The organism is Azonexus hydrophilus (assembly GCF_038368255.1).
Lineage (GTDB): Bacteria > Pseudomonadota > Gammaproteobacteria > Burkholderiales > Rhodocyclaceae > Azonexus > Azonexus hydrophilus.
In genome coordinates this window covers 171,553-191,107 of the sequence record NZ_CP151407.1, presented here as the reverse complement: position 1 = coordinate 191,107, position 19,555 = coordinate 171,553, and the positions used below count along the sequence as shown (strand labels likewise).

The following is a 19,555-nucleotide window of genomic DNA, read 5'->3' as shown; positions in this document are numbered from 1 at the left end:
GCTCCCAGCCGTGGCTGGAGCAGATAGCACACACCGGAGGCTGAGTTGCCGATGCGCATGGATTTCACTGAAATTCGAGAACACCGGGGCACCCAGATGGGTGGCTTCGAAGAGCTCTGCTGCCAGCTAGCTGCCTTGGAGGATCCGGCGGAGGGCTCACGGTTCGTTCGGAAAGGACCGGGAGCGGACCAGGGGCTGGAGTGCTACCGCGCGTACGCAGACGGGTACGAGGTTGGCTGGCAGGCCAAGTACTTCATGAATGGGTTCGAATCGCCCCAGGTCGCGGATCTGGCCGAATCCCTGCAGCGTGCGATGGCAGCCCATCCGCAACTTATGACGTTTATCGTTTGCCTGCCCATCGACCTTCGAGACAACCGCTCGGGTAGGAAGCTGAGTGAGGTACAGCTGTACGAAAAGTGGCGAGATAAGAGCATCGCGGCCGCTGTGGCGCAGGGCCGCTCGTTGAAGCTCGAACTTTGGAGCGCGTCAAGCATCCAGGAACGGCTCGGCCGCGACACTCCAGCCTATTCGGGGCGGGCCCGCTACTGGTTCGACACCGTCAGCTTCAGCTCAGCCTGGTTTCGCGAGAAGTTCGAGATCCAGCGCCGCAATCTCGGCGAGCGTTACAGCCCCGAGAGCCATGTCGACTTGCCTATCCGGCAAGCCCTGGAAGCACTCGCGCGGGACCCGGAACTGCTGAACGAGCCAAACGCCTGGGCTGCAGAAATCACGTACCGACTCGACGGGGCGACCCGCAGCTTGGCGCGGGAAGGCTTGACGTCCGCCGCTGATCAGATGAAGCAAGCTTGCGAGCCGCTAATCGATGCCCTCGCGGGTTCACCGGCTGCGCTGGATGCTTATATCCCCTTGGACACTTGGATCCCGCTGTTAGAGGCTGGCGCACAGAGTGTCTCAAGTGCGCTAGCCGAACTTCAAGACAAAGTCGCCGACAAGGACCGTGCTATTGCTCGCCGGGACCTGTTCGATCTGTATTCATCGGTAGACCACGTTCGCCGCGAGCTAGCAAGCACGCGTTGGCGGCTGGCGAACAAGCGGGAACTGCTTATCTCTGGACAGGCTGGCATCGGCAAGTCGCATCTGCTGGCCGACTTCGGAGTAAAGCAGCTCGAACTGACACGCCCCTTCGTCCTGGTCCTGACTGGAACCCTGACCGAGGCCGACCCGTGGGAGCAAATTCGAGCGCAGCTGGACCTGACACAGGTCAGCACCAACGAGTTTCTCGGAGCTTTGGATGCTGCTGCTGAGGCCGCGGGCTACCGAGCGGTGCTTGCAGTTGATGCCCTGAACGAGAGGCATGGGGTTGACCTGTGGGAAACGCGCCTGCAAGGCTTCGTTGCGCACATACAGCGATTTCCGCGCTTGGCCTTGGTCCTGACTGTGCGCGACACGTACCTGCACTACCTCCCGCTGGATGGCATTGAGCACTTGGTTCACCACGGGTTCGCGGGCCGTGCTGGGGCTGCAGCCAAAGCATACCTGGACCGGCGCGGCATTGCGCGGCCCAGCTCGCCAAATCTGGCCCACGAGTTTGAGAACCCCCTGTTCCTGCGGACGTGCTGTAGATACCTGGAGCAGAAGAACCTCAAACAACTGCCCAAGGGTCTGCAAGGAATCACAGCCATTTTCAATTTCTACCTGTCGGCGGTCGCGGAGAAGGTGGAAACGGAGCTGCGCCTTGTTCCCCAGCAGAAGATTGCGCGTAAGGCGCTCGACGGCTTCCTTGATGCTTCCACTGCTGACGGGGACGGTGGCAGTTTGCCACTCGAGACAACGATTGAGCTATTCGAACGCTACCTCAATTCAGGGGGCAGAGTGGAACGTAGCCTTCTGTCGGCGTTCCTCTCCGAAGGCGTGCTTACGCAGGAAATCGAGCGCCACCAAGGCAGAACTGTCGAAACCATCAGGTTTACGTTCGAGCGGCTGTCGGACCACCTGCGAGCCGGACGCCTCATCGCGCAAATCGACCCCGCCGACCTTCAGGGCTCGATCCAACAGCAGCCGCTGATTACCTACTTTGGCCCCCAAGCATCTTGGCGCTTTGCTGGGGTCATCGAGGCGCTTGCGGTCCAGTTTCCCGAGCAGTTCGGGTACGAACTGCTCGATGTGCTGTCCGCAGATGCAATCAAGGATGCATCGTTAGCTGACGCGTTTGTGAGCTCGCTTGCCTGGCGTGCTCCCGAAGCGTTCACGCAGCGGACGGTCGATTGGGTGTACACGCTCTGTAAGTTGACCGGTCAGTCTTCGTATGCGTTGCTGCTGCTGGTTTGCACCGAGCCGGAAAATCAGTTCAATGCCGAATGGCTGCACCTTGACCTCTGGCAGCGTCCTCTGCCTCAAAGGGACGCCGTGTGGTCTATCTTCTTGGCGGAAGACGACTTGAGTGAGGGTGGTACCGTGGAGTCCCTCATCGACTGGGCTTGGCAGGTGGAAGCCGGCGAAGTGGAAGAACAGCGTCTATGGCTGGCGGCCGTCGCGCTGACTTGGTTCCTGTCTGCCAGCAACCGCGCTGTGCGGGATCGGGCTACGAAAGCCCTGGTAAATTTGCTGTCCTCCAACCTTAATGTGGCAGCTGCCCTGCTCGACAAGTTCGTCGACGTCGACGACCCGTATATATCTGAGCGTCTGCTCGCTGCATGTTACGGAGCAGTGATGCAGGGAGTAGACCGTGCCGGATCCGGGGCCGTAGCGTCAGCAGTTTGGGCGAACCACTTCGCCAGGGATCGCACCCCTCCACTTCACCTACCCGCACGCGATTATGCTATTGGTATTCTCCTGTATTCTCAAGCTGCTGGGCACTTGCCCTCGGAGGTGGACATTGAAACCGGAAAGGCCAAGTTCACATCGCCTTGGCCTTTGGAGTCGATAACCGATGACGACCTCAAGGAGTTCCGCAAGAAGGGGTACGGCGACTCCATTTTCTCTTCGACTGAAGAACATGGAGATTTTGGCAATTACACCTTAGGCACTTGGCTGAACGATATCATGAGCCTGCCGCGGGCATTCGCGGGGCTTACCACGCAGCAGCTCTACGAGCGCTGGGAAGCCGACTTCGAGCGTAAGGCTACGGCAGCGCAACTTCAGGCCTACACAAACCTGCTTCGCGCAAGCCTGAACTACCGCCAACGACCCGAGCGTGGTTGGTTCAGCGAGAAGGACAGGGAGGAGTCAGAGAGACTATGGGAAGAGCTGGCGCAGGCAAACATGGCTCTGAAGGACCAACTCCCCCCCGGGATACTCGCTGAGTACAGCGGTTTCGCCGAACAGCACCTGCTTGAAGCGACTAGGATGAACGACGACGACAGGCGCCCACCCGAGTTTGACCACGCGACCGTGAGGCGCTGGATATGTGCTCGTGCGCACTCGATAGGGTGGACTGAGGAGCTCTTCGAGAAGTTTGACGAGGGTCCCCGCATCTCTCGCGAGCGTATGGGCAATCATCGGGTCGAGCGGATAGGAAAGAAGTACCAGTACATAGCGCTTGCGGAGGTCACGGCTCGGCTGACCGACAACCTTGCTGTGTCCTCCTACCACGACGATGGCAAGCTGCGGGCTTTCAAGTACGGCCCCAGTGGCCGCGCCATGAAGAAGGATATTGACCCGTCACTCCTTGTACGCAACACCCAAGAGTCTGGCTGGTCTTCGACTCCAGTCACCTGGTGGACGCCTTCCTCCCCGCGACTGCCGTCCGGCGATACGGACTTGCTCCTTGCCTGGGTTGCGGTAGAGAGTGACCTGTGCAACGGTCCCGAAGAGATTGAAGTGGTCAGCCCTGACGGCCACCGGTGGCTTGTAGTGCACAGTTTTCGCCACTGGAAGGTTCCGGGTCAGAGCAGGCGTAACCACGCAGATGCCTGGTCCCACATCAGGTGCTTGGTCACCCGCCAGGGTGCCGGCCCTGCATTGGCCAAGGAACTGCTGAGCGAGCAACGTGGTGACTCGTCGAGACTGTCGGATGAAGGGCATCTGGAAACCTTCTTGGGGGAGCACGGCTGGCGCGGCGAAAAGACAATTAAGCTATCGAGGAACACTTACATAGGTATTGCCACGCCCTACGCCGGCATCGTCGAGTCCCTTACCGCTGAGGGCAACACCAAGGATAATTCGGTCGAGGAGTCGTTCACGCTCCACCTTCCGTCTGTAGCCGCCATGAAGCTTCTTGATCTTCGCCTTCGCAGCGGAAAGAAGCCGGAATACCTTGACGCTGAAGGTATTCTTCGATGGCAAGACCCCTCCCTTCACACGCGTGGGGCCGGAGCAGGAGTGGTCTCTCGTGACTATTTCCTGGAACACCTCACCCAAGCCGGACTCGAGCCGGTGTGGGTTCTAGCCGGCGAGAAGAACGTGTATGGAGGTCAGAGCTTGGGAGGCAGCAATGGGTTTGGCGGCCGCCTCCATCACACCACCGTGTTCACCGTTGATGGCGGAAGCTTGGCGCCGTTTGGTCAGAGGACTGAAATGCTTCAGCCCAGTAAGGAACAGTTGAAAGCGCTCCATGAGAACCGATAAAACATAGCGGTCATGGCTGGTCGCTACACTCTACAGTGTCTCTAGGATAGACTGGCGAATGGCAACAATGGGGCAGACGGCCGCAGTGACGACTCCTGACCAGAGACGGTCTGCAGCGTTCTTCCGCACGGTGGCTGCTGCAAACCCTAACCGGTCGGCTAGAGAACGGAATCAGCCTAGATGTACGAGCAGCCGCTTTTGAAATTCTCTTTGGCGAGTAGTTGCTTTGGAGCTGGTGAGTGGAAGGAGCGCTCAAGGAAGGGAAAGTTCGCTCTCACACCAGTAAGCTACCACCCAATTCCTAACCAGAACACCAACGGCAGCTTTGCGGCAGTGCAACCAGAGCGTCAATTTCGGCCAGAAGCAGCCGTCCGCGACCGGCTGCTCCGGCGTAGCAGATCTGTTCGAGCTTTTGGCCGGGGCGCCGTGGCTCACACCCGCCGTGCCCCGGAACGCAGAAGCGGCGGCGGGCTAAACGAAAAAGACGCCGCTCTTTAGCGTCTCGCCGAACTCGTCGTACGTGTTGCTCCGGTGAAGCAGGCGCACTTGCCAGAGATAAAACGATCGAACCACGTGTCCTTCGGCGGCCGGGATCTCGCGGTACTTCGTTCCGCGAGAGACCAAGGCCGCACCGCAGGCTCCGCTCAGCGGTCCCGGATGCACCGGACCCCAGCCCGCGTTCCAGTGAGCGTAGTCCGCCACCACTTGTTCATCCACGAGGACCTCGAGCGTGGAGCCCACCTGGCGCACCTCGGTTTGAGCAGCCCCCACTAGCATCGGCACGAATAGTCGAGATGGATAGAGGCTCAATTGCAGGTATCCCATGCGACCAAAGTCCATCCGTCCGGCCAAAGGCAACGACGCAGACCGATCGTCCAGCAACTGATCGATAGGCACCGCTCCCAACCAAGTCTTCTTGTCGAGCGGCGTCGTGGACACGCTTGGCAGCATCGGCATGTCGCGCCAGAAAGAATCGAGATGTGAAGCCAGATCCTGGTCTGCCACTTCGCTGTCGCCGGCCTGCAGCCAGTGCACCAGCGACACCTCCACGCAGCGTCCCATCGTTATCTCGACGGGAGTGCTGAGCGCGATCAGCTCATCGCCGGGTCGCTCGGCCGCGACGCGGTGGACGACTCCTCGCAGGATTCCCTCGATCGAGTTCGCGTCCCCGCTGAAGTCCCCTCGCACAGGCACCCATGCCGGACGTGAAGGCCTCAGCGCGGCCAGCGTTGGATGAATAGGCAACGCCTTAAGCGCGAAATGGCGCACGACACCAGACGGCAGCCCCCACAACCGTTCCGCTACAACCAAGGTGCGCAAGTATGCAGAGATCGCACGAAGGGCGGCGCGGGCAGAGTACGGGCCCACGAAACCTTTGCCCAGCGGTCGCGCAAAGTGCCAGGTGTCGCCCTGCAGGGGAGCCTCGGGATAGGTCGTCCGGTTTTGAGCCCACTCGAACGCCATCTGGCGAATCAGTGGGAGTTTGGTCCGAAGCTCCAGTTTCGTCAGCGTGGTCCGGAAGATCCTGGCCACGTCTCCCCCCTGCACACCATCGAAATCACCGGAGATCTTGAAGTCCTTTGGCGCCGCTTTGAGGTCGGCATCGAGCGCCTGCGCTTCGAAGCCAAGGTTTTCGAGGAACAGGTTGGACAGTAGCGACGTTTTCGGTATGCGGTTCGGCAAATCCGGACTGGGGACGTAGCCGTACTCAGCCGCAGCCATCCAAAAGATGCAGAGCGCCTCGACGACTTCCGCCTCAAGCTTGCGCGAGTGCAGCAGTACCAGGAGCGCGGCCTCGGTCTCTGCCGTCGTCCCAAGGGCGCCCAGTCGTTTTGCCAACTCCTGCATTGTCCACCATCGGGCGGCCGGTGTCGGCCATCCGAGACGAGCGATGAGAATTCGAAGGTCGTCCATCAAGCCCCCGGCACGTCCGCTGCAGCCAGCTCGATTCCCCAGCGCGGGACAGTCAGCGGGAGGGTTCGGGTGTCTTCGAGCACGCAGTCGACCATGACCTGCGCGAACACGACCGCCGCATCGATGCGCCCCTGCTTCGCGTAGAAGTACACCATGGCTTCGCCCGGCGCGAATCGCGGCCGCTCCGGCTCACCGAACATGGCATAGGCCGTTTCGGTCACGAAGTCGTCGCACCGTGTCGGGTAGTACTGGGCCACAAGGTCCAGCCGCGCGAGCGTCTTCTCTTCGCGCTCCATGTAGCCAATCCACCCGCCTCTGTTGATCTGCGCGCTGACGAGGTACTTCCAGGCCGACTTTAGGCCACTCAGCTTGCGTCGGGTGTGGAAGGCGTGGCCGGATAGGTGAAGCAGGTCCCGGCCTCGACCTCGGTCGGACAAGAGCGAAGCATCGAGCGCGTCAAGGAGCCGCTTCCCCTGGCCCTGCCCCTCCCAGTACCGATACCAAGCCAGAAGCACCGCTTCGTCGTCGTAACCACCACCAGAGAGACGATCGAGCAAGGCCTTCAGCTGCTCGGGCTCGAAGGCCGAGACGTCACCATCGAAGGGCTTTCCATCCGTACTGGAGCCTGCGTGTTCCTCGCGATCCAGAACGCCGATGTCCCACCCTCCGTGAGCGTTGAGTACCAGCAGTCGCTCGCCGGCCCCCGCGACGCCCTCATTGGCAAGCCGCTGCAGCACATCGCCAACATCCGGGTGCAGGCCCGTTCGCATCAGCGCATCAAGTGGCCAGCCGGCCTTCACGCCCTGCTCGACGTATGCACTTAGGCTGTTCTCGGCCTGAGACCACTGTCCGGCGTCGACATGCTCCTCGTACTTAACCACCAATGCGGCGGGAGCCAGCTTGGCCAGCAGCGCGTCCGCCTCGGTCAGAGCATGCCGGGTGCCGCTGCCGTCCGTGTAGTCCAGTACCGAGTGAACTTGAGAGGCCAACTGCGCCAACAGTCGTCGTGCATCCTTCGGCGCGGGTTCGACTAGGAAGCCGATCGCGTCAAGGGTGTTGTTCAGGGTCGGGTCCTTGCGATGCGAGAAACCCGTTGCCAGCTCCCAGGTCTGCCGGCAGAGTTCGCGCGCTGGCACCACCAATGTATGGGCGACCGCGATCCCGCACAGTTGCAGCGGCGTCTGCAGATGCACACTGGTCTCCTCGCGGACCTCCACATCGAACAGCGTGCGTTGGGATCGCACGAAAGCCGCTGCGGCCTCATCGGACATCTTCGTCAAGAGTCCAGCGGCGTACTGCTCACGGAAGGACGTGGCGTCGAACCATTTGAAGGCCCCCGCGGTGACCAGCGTCGCTTCCGTCAGATCGACCTCCACGGTATGGCCCAACAGGATGCTGCCGAGTCGAACGTCGCAGGCCACACGATGCAGCGCAGCCCGGAAGTCATCGGCCGCTGATTGCCAGGCGTGGCTCTGTCGGAAATGCCTGAACTCCATTGGGTCTAATATTTCAAAGACCTCGTGAAAGTCTACGAACTCTCCCCGCCACCAGTGATGGGCCACCTGGGCAGCGACGCCGGAGAGCGCGTTCAGGAAGTCTGTGACGTTCTCTCGGTCGGCATAGAGCGGCGCGCGTGCAAAGCTGAACTCGGTCTGCCCTTCCGCGGCCATGCACAGGCTCAAATGCACTGTGCTGAAGAACCAGTGGTGCACCAACCTCGCAAGGGCCAGCTTGCGCTCGCGGTAGTCGAGTCCCAGCCAGTCGACCGGGATCGAAGCGTTTAAGGTCGTCACAGCCCGCCTGTGGGCCGTCTCCACGGCTGCAACAAAGGGCGTTCTGGCGAGTGCGTTGAAGTCGGGGCGCTCGACGATGCTTGCATTAACCTGAGCCGCGGCCCGGAGGCACGCATCGCTGACCACGCGCTTGCGCCGGCCGGTGCCCATCGAAGTCGCGAGCGCCATCAGTTCGTCCAGTTGCCCCTCCGCGGCCATTAGCCGTATGCTCGGCAGCCACCCCTCTGGGTGAGTCTGTGTCACGAGCCGCTTGAGTCCCTCCGGTGTGGTCCCTATCGCGCCCAGGCGCGCAAACGCACCCGCCAGGAACTTGAAAGCATCCAAGCCGTTGCCCGTGGCGTACTCGCTTGAGAACCGACTCGCACCCCGGAAGCGTCGCAGCGCCTCCTCGCCGCATGCCTTGGCCATGACATTATCGCCGCGCGCCCGCAACGCGAGACCCAGCGCCGCCACGAGCTTGATATCCGTCTCGTGCCTGGAAGCAACAGCCTCGCGGATCACCCCATCGTCTGGCGCCAGCATCCAGGTGTAAGAGACCAACCGGGCCATGTCCTCGTCCTGCATCTGATACTGGCTGCCCTCAACCATGCGGGCCTTCAGGTGCTGGAGGCGATAGGCCTGCGCGAACTCAGCCCGGTCCAGCGCCGCGGACACGGCGTCGGTGATCAAGGTGTCGAACAGCGACTGCGGATATCCCTCTTCCAGGCGCAGCAGGATCCAGTCCCGTGTCAGGCCGGCGATCAGCTGGCTTGGATCGCCGAGCTGTGCCTGGACCGTCCAGAGCCAGTTTACCCGCAAAGCGTTTGGTGCCAACGTCTCCAGCCAGCGCGCGACCTCCGGCCTCAGCGCGGCAATGCGATCGACGTAGCCATCGGTCGAGCGCACGTACACGGCCAGGCTCTCGTGGAAGACCTTCAGCCCGGCAGCCGACGAATGCAGCAAATGCTCGACCTTTTCGATCTCGGGCGCCGCCAGCCTCATCTCGGCCGCGACCTCATCGAACGCGGTCCGCGGCCAGAAGAATGGGAAAGCGCACACCAGTCGCAGCACATCCTTCAAGCTAGGCGAAAGACGCTCCCACAGCGATCCGTAGTAGAACTTCGCGTCTTGGCTCAGATCGCCGGCAAGTTGCTCGACGTCCCATCGCGTGACCTTGCCACCTGCAAGCACCAGCGCGGAGGTCGCATAGATGACGTGCAGCGGGTGACCGTTGGTCCTGGCGCGCAGCGCTGCCGCGGCACTCTGCAACTCCTGGTCAGCGATAGCTTGGCGCGCAGCAGAAACCCCTGGGGCTTCGACCGCCTCCGGCTCTGCATGAACATCCGGCTCATCGGGCTCAAAGCCCGTGCTCAGCCGACCGGTCTGCACCGCCTGACGCAAGTACGAAAGGACGGCATCGCCGGACATGGCGGGAAGCGTCTTCCAGTTCGCCTTCGGCGCCGCAACCAACAGATCTGCCGGTAGTTGAGCGTCGTCCACCGGCTGCGTGCCTACGATGAGCACCATGTTCTCAGGACATGGCACCACCTGCGCAAAGAGGTCCTCCAGCGGTTGTTTGTCCTCGGCGTTGATGCGCCAGACGTGGTCGAGACCATCCAAGATCAGAACAAAGGGCTTGTCGAGCGTCTTGTAGTGCACCGCAGTGGCTTCCAAAAGCGCGCGCAGACCACCGGGCGGACGGGGGACGCCGGGATGAAATCGCTCGATTTGCGATCGGATCGACTCCTCGACGACGTAGCTGTGCACGCGGTCCCGGCCGCGCTCAGTTGTGGACAGGAAGTAGTGGTGGCGGACCGTCGGAATGTCTCTGTCGGCGAGTGTGTCGCACAGCGCGCTGAGGTAGGTGCTCTTGCCGCGACCAGGCGGACCGGTCAGAACGATCGCGTTGCCGGCTGAACGCAGCGCGTCTTCGACGAAAGCGTCGTGGAAGTCAGCATCGGGCACCTCATAGCCCTTGGGGACCGCAAAGTCTTCCGGCAGCGGTGCCGGCGGCGTCGCCTGGAGGATCGCGCGAAGGTCTGGCAACGTGATCCAGCCGAATGGCGGCGGAGAGTTCTTCTGAGTCGCCCAGTTCAAGGCGACGTTCTTGAGGACGGCGATGCCCTCCGGCGTGCCATGCGCGCGCAGCCGCGCATTGATCTCGTGCTCGAGGGTCTCGTAGCCCTTGTCGCTGTGCGTGATCTGCAGTCGGCCGAGAAACTCCTCACAGTCCTTCTCACCGCCGAGTTCGGCGATGAGCATCGCGCGCCTCGGTTCAGGAACCTTGGAAAAGTCAATCTTTCCCCCGGCCAGGCAGGCTTCAATCTCGGCATCCGGTCGCCGGTTTGTCAGGAGAGAGAGTTCGCCGGTGCGTGCCGGGTCCAGCAACCTGTACGCATCAAACCACTTCTTGAACATCGACCGGGACCGTTCCGTCTTGCCGGACTTCTCAAGCAGCCAATCCCAGGACAGCGGGTGTGCATTTGGGTTTGGAGTGAACTTGACCTGCTTGAGGTCATACAGCCCGTCCGTGCGTTCGACCACGATGTCGTCCAGACCCTTCGGTGCATCCGCCTCAACGTCACACTCGAACTTGACCTTTGCGTAGCGACTCGGTGAATCCAGCCAGTCGCACAACACCCGCAGCCCTTGCCAGTTCTGATAGATGTAGCCAGCGGCGGTGATCGCCGTGTTCTTGATGTTCTCAGTCATAGTTCGCAGTCCCTTACCCCGCGAGAACTTCCCGCCCAGTCGCTTCTGAGTTGGAAGCGGTCGTTGCCAGGCGAAGCCTCGAACGCCCGCTTCGGCCGAACGACGGAAGTTGGGTGTTCTTCCCTGCCCTACTTCGTTTTGACATTATCGCCCGAATAACCCAATGATCTGGGCGAACAGCAATGGAAGTATTGTGAGGCGCCCACTACGTAACCCAAAGGCGTAGGTCAGTGCGATGCACCTAATCGAGTGAGAACTTCGGCCAGGAGCATTTTTCGTTGCACCATGTTCTCGATCGCTTTCTGGTTTAGCGCAAGCCATTTGTCTAAAGTTAGACAAAGGCCAGAAGGATACGACTCATAGCTCTTGGGCAAAGAAGATCTGGCTTCTATTTGACTATCCGTTGCTTCAGCCATCCCCTTAATGTCTTCTACGTCTATGTCTGGATCATATGCGAATGATCGTTTGATTAAGTTCATTGAACTTTCTGCATCGATGCGGATTGTCTCGCTCAACATAGCCTCAAACCGACCGTCAGCAAATCTCCTATGTGCTTCCCTATCGATCATTTCGAGCCGAGCAATCATGGCGACGAGCGAGGGATCTCCAGCTTGCCCGAGATGTTGCTTATGACTTAAACCAATTGCAAGGAACTGGATCAACTCAAAGAAACTTTCCGGAAGTTCATTGAGAAATTCGGGAAAGTCCTTCTTGAGTGCCTGGCACTCTCCGAAAACACCATAAAAGTGCTCGGCTAGAAGTGAAGCCTGATATTCCCGTATCGGGTTGGATGCACGGTCGCCATCGAGTGCGCTCATTTCACCCAGATTCGGCGGCGTAAGTACTGATATAAATATGTCATTTGTAATATCGTCGAAGGCGCCGATTTCTTCGAATGTTTTCGGCGTGACTTTCATCGGATTTCGGCCGACAAAGTCCTTCGACTTCGCAGCCGCGTATACAGCGGCCACCAGTGCGGAGCAAAAAGTAGCATGACCTCCCGTCGCACCAGCCGAGAAGGCAGGAAGAATTGATGCAATAGCACGCTGCACAGAGTAAGGTCGCCCTAGAAACATTAGCGCTGCATCACTGGCTGCTTTTGCGACTTCCGGATCTCTGTAACGCATTACGCGGACATTTCCCGAGTCGTAGGCAAAGCAGGTTTGGATGCTGATGTTCGAGACTCCATCCCCTACCGCTTCAATAAAAGTCGGTATTCCAGTGCACATCATTACGTGGCTATAGTTCCCGCCAGTTGCGTTCCGTATTGCCAAAGATTGAGCTCTATCGGCTGGACTCCTGGCAAAAATATTGCGGGTTAGCAGGACGTCCCCAGGACGTATTCTTGCGAGCTTGGCCAGCCAGACTCTTTCTGGTGTGGCAACCTTGGATTCATCACCGTTCGGACGAGTATGCATGCGAGTGCGCGACCATTTTTTTAGACATTATCCCCCTAGCGCTCAATCTTCGACGGTGAAATGCACCGAGCCGTATTCAGGGCACCAGTCAAATCTAAGCAAAGTGAGGCGAATGAGCGCCGCCCTATAGCCTCTGGTAACGCCCAATCCCTTTTATTGAAGGATCTGTCTAAGGCGTCCTATTAAAGAGGACGGCTTGCCAAGGCCCTACCCAAAAAATTGCAATAGAATAGAAAGTAGTGAAGTCGGAATTTCTGAAACACAGGCCTTGTAGGGAATGAATTTCCGCAAGTTCGACAAAATGGTCCATGCCTGGTCCTGGCCAGGGGCACTGGGCATACGCAATTACGGGAGCCGGCCCATGTATTTCAATCGTTTCCACAGCATTGCCGCGGTAGTGTTGTCCAGTACGCTGGCGTTCTCTAACGCAGCCAGCGCCGCCGGCCGCACTTCCTGCCCGCCGCTGCTGCAACATACCTTTCCGCGATTGCAAGACGATCAACCGCAGTCGCTTTGCCAGTACACCGGCAAAGTGTTGTTAGTCGTAAATACGGCAAGCTATTGCGGTTTCACGGGCCAATACGCCGGTCTGGAAGCGCTGTATGCACGCCACAAGGACCAGGGTCTGGTGGTGCTCGGTTTTCCTTCCAACGACTTCAAGCAGGAAACCGGCAGCAACCAGCAAATCGGGGCTTTTTGCCAAAATACCTTTGGCGTGAAATTCCCGATGTTTGCCAAGAGCTCGGTCAAGGGGGCGCAGGCGTCGCCCTTTTACCGACAACTGGCCGCTGCCACCGGCAAAGAGCCGGGCTGGAACTTCTATAAGTACCTGATCGGGCGCGACGGCAAGGTGGCGAGCGCTTATTCGAGCATGACCGGCCCAGCAAACAAGGGCTTGCAGCAGGAGATCGACCGACTGCTGGCGCAGCCGGCACCCGCAGGGCAGTGATGGCCGCCCGCCTCGCTCACGGCGGGTAGCAATGTTGGGTATCATGATCTGACCGTCCAGGACTGGACATGAAGAAGACTGCCAACCCATGAGTACCCTTTTCGCTCCCATCGAACTTGGAACGCTGACACTGCCCAACCGTATCGTGATAGCGCCGATGTGCCAGTATTCGGCACAGGACGGCAATGCCACATCCTGGCACCTGATGCACCTGGGCCAGCTGGCGCTTTCCGGCGCCGGCATGCTGATCATCGAGGCTACCGCCGTTGAGGCAGAGGGCCGCATTTCGGCGCAAGATCTCGGCCTGTGGTCAGATGAGAACGAGCAGGCGCTGGCGTCCACGCTGGCGCAAGTGCGCCGGCATTCGGCCATGCCGATTGCAGTGCAGCTGGCGCATGCCGGCCGCAAGGCATCCACTGTTCCACCCTGGCTGGGCGGGCAGCTGCGCCCGTCTGGCGAAGGCGGCTGGCGCACGTGGGCGCCCTCGGCCTTGCCTTTCACTCCCGGCAATGAAGCGCCGCAGGCGCTGGATGCGGCTGGCCTTGTGCGCATTCGCCAGGCCTTTGCTGCGGCCGCGGCGCGCGCGGCCCGTATCGGCATCGATGCCATCGAAGTCCATGGCGCGCATGGATACCTGCTGCACCAGTTCCTTTCGCCGCTTTCTAACCGGCGTGACGATGCCTATGGCGGGTCGCTGGAAAATCGCATGCGTTTTCCCTTGGAAGTATTCGAGGCGGTGCGTGCAGCCTTTCCGGCCGGCCGGCCGGTCGGCATCCGCGTCTCGGCAACCGACTGGGTCGAAGATGGCTGGGATATCGAGCAAACTTTGGCATTTGCCGCCGCTCTGAAAGTGCGCGGCTGCGATTTTCTGGACGTGTCCACCGGCGGGCTGTCGCCACAGCAAAAAATTTCCCTAAGCCCGGGTTACCAGGTGCCGTTCGCGGAAAGATTGAAGCGGGACGTCGGCATGCCGACCATTGCCGTCGGCCTGATTACCGAAGCACGGCATGCCGAGTCCATCGTCGCCAGCGGCCAGGCCGACATGGTGGCGCTGGCGCGCGGCATCCTGTACGACCCGCGCTGGCCTTGGCATGCGGCCGCCGAACTGGGCGCGCAAGTGGATGCGCCGCCGCAGTACTGGCGTTGTCAGCCGCGCGAGCTCAAGGCGCTGTTTCGCGACGCCCGGATCAGCTAGGGTGCGGGCGCCAGCGGCGCGGTTTCACCCTGCAGCAAAAATTCGCAAAAATGACGCGCCGGCGCGTCCGGCAAGAGGTCCTCGCGGCTGATCACGTACAGGTCCTTGTGCAGTGCGCCGCCTTCGAGGGGAATTGCCCGCAGACTGCCATCGCGGTTTTCATCGGTCACGGCGGCCGCCATCACGAGCGAGATGCCGAGTCCGGCCCGCACCGCATGCTTGACCGCTTCGGTGCTGCCAAGTTGCATGGCGATCCCGATGTTGCGCGCATCGTCGCCGAAATAGGACTGCAGCAGCCGCCCTGTGCCGCTGCCGGCTTCGCCGCCCAGTAGCGCCTGCCCGCACAGCCAGTTGCGTGGAATGCTGGTGCACCCGGCCCAGGGATGGTCGGGCGGCACGATGACCTGCAATTCCTCGCGATGCCAGACGGTGGCGGTAAAGCCGGGGCGTGGATCCCACCATTCCATGATGGCGACGTCGATCTCGAAATTCTGCAGTTGCTCGGCGATGCGGTTGTTGCTGCCAATAGCTATCTGGAGCTTGTGCGCAACGCGGTCGCGGTAGGCGCGCAGACGCGGCTGCAGCAAGTAGATGCCGGTATTGGAACTGGCGCCGATGCTGAGGACTGTCTTGTCGAACAAGGCTTGCGCGCGGGCGCCGGCGCGTACCAGATGTTTAGCGTAGGGCAGGAATGAAGTGCCTTCCGGCGTCAGTGTGCAGCCGGCATTGCTGCGCTGGATCAGCGCCACCTTGAGCGATTGCTCGAGCCGCTTGATATGTTGCGTGACGGCCGGTTGCGACTGGCCAGTCTGCCTGGCCGCCTCGCGGAATCCCCCCTGATTTGCGACCGCAAGGAATGTGGCGACGCACTCCAGGTTGATCATGTCGCCGTCTTCCTGCCGGGACGGTTGATGGCGCCGGCAGGCGCCTCGCCATTGAGCGCCTGGATAATGTTGCAGGCGGCCTGACGTTCGATCTCCAGGCGCACTTCGGCAACGGCCGAACCGAGGTGCGGCGTGAAAAAAGTTTGTGCAGGATTGTCCAGCAAGGCTTGCGGAATGGCGCGCGGCCGGTCTGGCCGTGCCCATTCTTCCAGCTCGAACACGTCGGCGGCATAGCCGGCAAGGCGGCCGCTGGCGAGCGCTGCAACGACTGCGGCTTCATCGACCACCGAGCCGCGGCAGGCATTCACCAGGTAGCTTCCCGGACGCATCCTGGCGAGCGTGTCAGCATTGATCAGGTGCAGGGTCTCCGGCGTCATCGGCAGCATCGGCACGATGAAATCGCTGGCGGCCAGCAATTCATCGAGTTCGACTTGGCGCGCATTCCATTGCGCAGACTGTTCGGTCGGCAGGGCAACGTGGTCGCAATACAGAATCTGCATGTCGAAGCCAGCCAGCCGCTGTGCGATGGCGCGGCCGACCGCACCCATGCCGATGATGCCGATCGTACGCCCGGTGAGCCCCGTGCCGTACAGCTGCGGGAGCCACCCCTGAAAGCCGCTGCTGCGGATCTGGCGGTCACCTTCCAGCATGCGGCGTGTTAACCCGAGCAGCAGGCCGATGGTCAGTTCCGCGGTCGGGATGGTCAGCAGGTCGGGCACGATGGAAAACCAGATGCCGCGGCGGGTGCAGGCGGCGACGTCGAAGTTGTCATAACCCTTGAGCGCCGCGCCGACGATTTTCAGTTGCGGGCAGGCTTGCAGGAAGGCGTCGTCGATACTGTCGGGCATGAAGACCATGATGGCTTGCGCATCGCGCGCGCGCGCCAGCACTTCTTCGCGCGGCAGGGTGTCGCGCGAAGTATTGGGAATGACTTCGGCAACGCCTTGCAGCAGTTCGATGATTTCCGGATGCACCCAGTGGGTGAGCACGACTTTGGGTTTCATGTAACGATTTCCGTAAATGATTTACTTGAAGGTGCGGCGCAGGAAGGCGCTCAGGGCGTCGACCAGGCTCACCATGACGAGGATGACGATCAGGATTGCCGAGACATCCGTGTATTGCATGATGCGCAGCGATCCCATCAGTTCGAAGCCGATGCCGCCGGCGCCGACCATGCCCATGACCGTCGAGGCGCGGAAGTTGTATTCCCAGCGGTAGATCGCTGTATCGGCCATCTGCGGCAAGACTTGCGGCAGGATGCCGTGGAAGATCACCTGCAGCGGGCTGCAACCGGCGGCGCGCGCGGCTTCCACCGGCGCGCGGTCGGCATGTTCGATGGCTTCGGCAAAGAACTTGCCGACCATGCCCACCGAATGCAGGCCAAGCGCCAGCACGCCCGGCAGCGCGCCGAAGCCGACTGCAGCGACGAACACGATGCCCATGATGAGTTCAGGGATCGAGCGCAAGCCGTTCAGCAGGCCCCGGGCGCATTGGTAGACCAGCGGATGCGGCGTGGTATTGCGCGCTGCCAGCACCGCCAGTGGCAGCGACAGCAGCACCGCAACCGCCGTGCCGGCCACGCTCATGGCCAGGGTGTCGAGCAGTGGCTTGACCCAGGAGCCGGCCTGGCTGAAGTTCGGCGGAAACATCTCGCCGACCAGTGACGCCAGGCTGGGGATCCCTTCGCCCAGGCGTTCGGCGTCGAACAGGCCAACGTAATACCAGCAAGCGATGACGATTGCCAGCACGGTGGCCAGGGAGACCATCGAGCGGTTCCAGGCGCGCTGCCGGCGGTCCAGCAGCAGTGCGAATTGAGCGTGCATGAAGACTCCTGATTGCTTGTGCGATGTGTGCCTAGAACTTGGACAGATCCAGCTTGAGCAGCGTGCCGAGATTGCGCACGACATCGTATTCCTTGTCGCTGATCGGGCCGAAGCCGTCGGCTTTGAATGGCTTCAGCACGGCCGGGTCATTCAGGCCCAGGAAAGCGGCGCGGATCTTTTCCTTCAGCGCGGCATTCAGGTTGGAGCGCATGGTCCACGGGTACTGCGGAAAGGGCTTGGATTCGACCAGCACCTTGACCTTGTTGGCGTCGATGATGCCGCGCTGGACCAGCGATTCGAAAATCGGCTTGGACAGGCCGCCCGCCTGCGCGTGGCCATTCTGCACGGCGATGGCGACGGCGTCATGGGCGCCGACGAAGTGTTCCTGGTAATTCTCGCCGGCTTTCAAGCCATTTTCCGCCAGCATCGATTTCGGGATCAGGTGGCTGGAGGTCGAGGCCTTGTCGCCATAAGCAACGTTCTTTTTTGCGATGTCGGCAATGCCGTTGATGCCGGCGCCGGTATTGATGACCAGGACCGACTGGTAAGTGGTGCTGCCTTTTTGCTTGATCGCGGCGAAGGCTTCGATTTCGCTCTTCTGCCGGGCCAGCACATAGGACAGCGGGCCGAAGTAAGCCAGATCCAGGCGGCCATGGCGCATCGCCTCGATCATCGAGGAGTAATCGGTGGTGACGATCAGTTCAATCTTCTTGCCCAGCGTTTTTTCCAGATACTCTTCCAGCGGCTTGTTGTTCTTGATGACGGTCGAGGCATTTTCATCCGGCAGCAGGGCCACTTTCAGGGTGTCCGGATCCGGATTGGGCGCAGCATGCGCGACGGCGCCCAGAAGGGCAAGCGAGGCCAGGCTAATGGCGGCAAACAGTTTCTTCATAATGCTTCCTTTGCGGTTGCGATGGGAAAGGGAGAACGGACGGTGGCAGCGACGTCTGCCGGCGGCGTGCCCGCCGCCTTGTGCTCGTACAGGGCGGCGGCTTGCGCCGGTGTCAGGGCATCCGGTGTGGCGTCGAACACGAGACGTCCGTGTGCCAGGCCAACGATGCGGTCAGCATACTTGCGGGCAAGTTCGACCTGGTGCAGGCTGATGACCGCCGAGATGCCGTCTTCCTTGCAGATACGGTGCAGCAGCGACAGGACTTTGTCGGCGCTGACGGGATCGAGGCTGGCCACCGGTTCGTCGGCAAGAATCAGGCGTGGTCGCTGCGCCAGGGCGCGGGCGATGCCGACGCGTTGCTGCTGGCCGCCGCTTAACTGGTCCACCCGCGTCAGCGCCTTGTCCAGCAAGCCGACACGCTCCAGGCATTGCAACGCAAATTCCTGTTCGGCGCGCGGCAACGGAAACAGGCTGCGCAGGGTCGAGTGGTAACCGAGACGTCCCATGAGCACGTTTTGCAGGGCCGGGAGGCGGCCGATCAGTTGATGCTGCTGGAAAATCATGCCTGTCTGACGGCGGTGCATCTGCAGCGTCTTGCGGTCCTGGAGGGGGCCGTGTCCGTCGACGCGGACCTCGCCGGCATGCGGGGTGTGCATCAGGTTCAGGCAGCGCAGGAGGGTTGATTTGCCGGCACCGGAGGCGCCCAGCAAAACGGTAAACTGGCCCTGGCAGAAGTCCAGGGTGGTTGGATGCAGGGCAACAAGATTGCCGAATTGCACCGATACTTTGTGCAGATGAATCATGGCGAGTCCTTCGTTGGTTTCGCAATCAAACTGCGATGACGATTACAAAATCGAATTGCCAGGCCATGGTAGGGGGGCTGTGTTACCTGCGCGTGACGAACCGATGAAGAATCTGTGACATCGCCACCGGCGGCACCATTTTTATTGGGGTAAGCGGATTAAATGGTTGATCTTACCTTTGCATGAGAGTGAGACAGACCGGCATCTCATCGGATTATCTGGTTGATGCTTCACCTACTGCTGGTGCATGTTTCCTTCGCTAATTCCAGCAAGAACCCCACACGCCTCAACTTCCCGGTCATCGTTGCAACTCGCTCTCAGTGAAACGAGTTGTTTCTCAAGCGCTTGCAGAGCGGTTATCTGCGACCGCACATGAGAGATGTGATCATCGAGCAAGGCGTTGACGGCGGTACAAGGCTGATGAGGGTCGTCCTGATAGCTCTGTAGTTCGTGAATCTCAGCCAGTGACAGGCCCAGGATTCTGCAGCGACGGATGAAGGCCAGCCAAGCACGAGAAACACGAGAAGCATGAGAAGACCGAAGGCAAGCCAGAGGTGAAGCCGGAAGCCAAGCCGGCACCTCAAGCCCCGGTTGCCAAGTGAGTCTTGCTGTCTGGTAATACCGTAATCTCGTAGTCCCGCAGAACCCCTCGGCGTCCAAAACCGA

General features: G+C 60.7%; 12 protein-coding genes. 3 read left to right on the top strand and 9 right to left on the bottom strand.

Going from position 1 to position 19,555, the window contains the following annotated elements; genetic code table 11:
* Positions 1-255: 255 nt before the first annotated feature.
* Positions 256-4,527, top strand: a complete 4,272-nt coding sequence (locus AADV58_RS17595) for a hypothetical protein (protein WP_341743050.1) — start codon at positions 256-258, stop codon at positions 4,525-4,527.
* A 471-nt stretch (positions 4,528-4,998) separates the two neighbouring features.
* Here AADV58_RS17595 and AADV58_RS17590 read toward each other — a convergent pair whose 3' ends face one another.
* The 3 genes from AADV58_RS17590 to AADV58_RS17580 form a co-directional block, all read right to left on the bottom strand.
* Positions 4,999-6,441: a hypothetical protein gene (locus tag AADV58_RS17590; RefSeq protein WP_341743051.1), complete on the bottom strand. Its 1,443-nt coding sequence runs from the start codon at positions 6,439-6,441 to the stop codon at positions 4,999-5,001.
* Positions 6,441-10,925: an ATP-binding protein gene (locus tag AADV58_RS17585; RefSeq protein WP_341743052.1), complete on the bottom strand. Its 4,485-nt coding sequence runs from the start codon at positions 10,923-10,925 to the stop codon at positions 6,441-6,443. The genes AADV58_RS17590 and AADV58_RS17585 overlap by 1 nt, the downstream gene beginning before the upstream one ends.
* 227 nt (positions 10,926-11,152) lie before the next feature.
* A complete protein-coding gene (locus AADV58_RS17580; protein ID WP_341743053.1) occupies positions 11,153-12,343 on the bottom strand; it encodes a hypothetical protein in 1,191 nt (396 codons plus the stop codon).
* Positions 12,344-12,704: 361 nt separating this feature from the next.
* Here AADV58_RS17580 and AADV58_RS17575 point away from each other — a divergent pair, with 361 nt between their 5' ends.
* Both AADV58_RS17575 and AADV58_RS17570 read left to right on the top strand, forming a co-directional pair.
* Entirely contained in the window at positions 12,705-13,292 is a 588-nt protein-coding gene (locus AADV58_RS17575) for a glutathione peroxidase (protein ID WP_027458821.1), read from the top strand.
* Between the two features lie 88 nt (positions 13,293-13,380).
* Positions 13,381-14,487, top strand: a complete 1,107-nt coding sequence (locus tag AADV58_RS17570; RefSeq protein WP_027458820.1) for an NADH:flavin oxidoreductase/NADH oxidase — start codon at positions 13,381-13,383, stop codon at positions 14,485-14,487.
* On the opposite strand, the gene AADV58_RS17565 is transcribed toward AADV58_RS17570, so the two are convergent.
* The 6 genes from AADV58_RS17565 to AADV58_RS18690 all read right to left on the bottom strand — a co-directional run bounded on the left by AADV58_RS17565 (position 14,484) and on the right by AADV58_RS18690 (position 19,549).
* Positions 14,484-15,371: a LysR family transcriptional regulator gene (locus AADV58_RS17565; RefSeq protein WP_341743054.1), complete on the bottom strand. Its 888-nt coding sequence runs from the start codon at positions 15,369-15,371 to the stop codon at positions 14,484-14,486. The genes AADV58_RS17570 and AADV58_RS17565 overlap by 4 nt on opposite strands.
* Complete coding sequence (locus tag AADV58_RS17560) at positions 15,368-16,375, bottom strand: phosphonate dehydrogenase (protein ID WP_027458818.1); 1,008 nt, start codon at positions 16,373-16,375, stop codon at positions 15,368-15,370. The genes AADV58_RS17565 and AADV58_RS17560 overlap by 4 nt, the downstream gene beginning before the upstream one ends.
* Positions 16,376-16,396: 21 nt before the next feature.
* On the bottom strand, positions 16,397-17,194 hold the full coding sequence (gene phnE / locus AADV58_RS17555) for a phosphonate ABC transporter, permease protein PhnE (RefSeq protein WP_341744565.1): 798 nt from the start codon (positions 17,192-17,194) through the stop codon (positions 16,397-16,399).
* A gap of 31 nt (positions 17,195-17,225) precedes the next feature.
* Positions 17,226-18,086 carry a phosphate/phosphite/phosphonate ABC transporter substrate-binding protein gene (gene phnD / locus AADV58_RS17550; protein ID WP_027458816.1) on the bottom strand — a complete coding sequence of 287 codons (861 nt, stop codon included), beginning with the start codon at positions 18,084-18,086 and terminating at the stop codon, positions 17,226-17,228.
* On the bottom strand, positions 18,083-18,889 hold the full coding sequence (gene phnC / locus AADV58_RS17545) for a phosphonate ABC transporter ATP-binding protein (protein ID WP_341743055.1): 807 nt from the start codon (positions 18,887-18,889) through the stop codon (positions 18,083-18,085). The genes phnD and phnC overlap by 4 nt, the downstream gene beginning before the upstream one ends.
* A gap of 234 nt (positions 18,890-19,123) precedes the next feature.
* Positions 19,124-19,549, bottom strand: a complete 426-nt coding sequence (locus AADV58_RS18690; RefSeq protein ID WP_424243806.1) for a MerR family DNA-binding protein — start codon at positions 19,547-19,549, stop codon at positions 19,124-19,126.
* Between the last annotated feature and the right edge of the window lie 6 nt (positions 19,550-19,555).

What these genes read in the sequence shown, in the direction of transcription:
- AADV58_RS17580 (WP_341743053.1), bottom strand. Translation starts at nt 12,343, where the DNA reads ATGCATACTCGTCCGAACGGTGATGAATCCAAGGTTGCCACACCAGAA.
- AADV58_RS17560 (WP_027458818.1), bottom strand. Translation starts at nt 16,375, where the DNA reads ATGAAACCCAAAGTCGTGCTCACCCACTGGGTGCATCCGGAAATCATC.
- AADV58_RS17590 (WP_341743051.1), bottom strand. Translation starts at nt 6,441, where the DNA reads ATGGACGACCTTCGAATTCTCATCGCTCGTCTCGGATGGCCGACACCG.
- phnE (WP_341744565.1), bottom strand. Translation starts at nt 17,194, where the DNA reads ATGCACGCTCAATTCGCACTGCTGCTGGACCGCCGGCAGCGCGCCTGG.
- AADV58_RS17575 (WP_027458821.1), top strand. Translation starts at nt 12,705, where the DNA reads ATGTATTTCAATCGTTTCCACAGCATTGCCGCGGTAGTGTTGTCCAGT.
- AADV58_RS17570 (WP_027458820.1), top strand. Translation starts at nt 13,381, where the DNA reads ATGAGTACCCTTTTCGCTCCCATCGAACTTGGAACGCTGACACTGCCC.
- AADV58_RS17585 (WP_341743052.1), bottom strand. Translation starts at nt 10,925, where the DNA reads ATGACTGAGAACATCAAGAACACGGCGATCACCGCCGCTGGCTACATC.
- phnD (WP_027458816.1), bottom strand. Translation starts at nt 18,086, where the DNA reads ATGAAGAAACTGTTTGCCGCCATTAGCCTGGCCTCGCTTGCCCTTCTG.
- AADV58_RS17595 (WP_341743050.1), top strand. Translation starts at nt 256, where the DNA reads ATGAATGGGTTCGAATCGCCCCAGGTCGCGGATCTGGCCGAATCCCTG.
- phnC (WP_341743055.1), bottom strand. Translation starts at nt 18,889, where the DNA reads ATGATTCATCTGCACAAAGTATCGGTGCAATTCGGCAATCTTGTTGCC.
- AADV58_RS17565 (WP_341743054.1), bottom strand. Translation starts at nt 15,371, where the DNA reads ATGATCAACCTGGAGTGCGTCGCCACATTCCTTGCGGTCGCAAATCAG.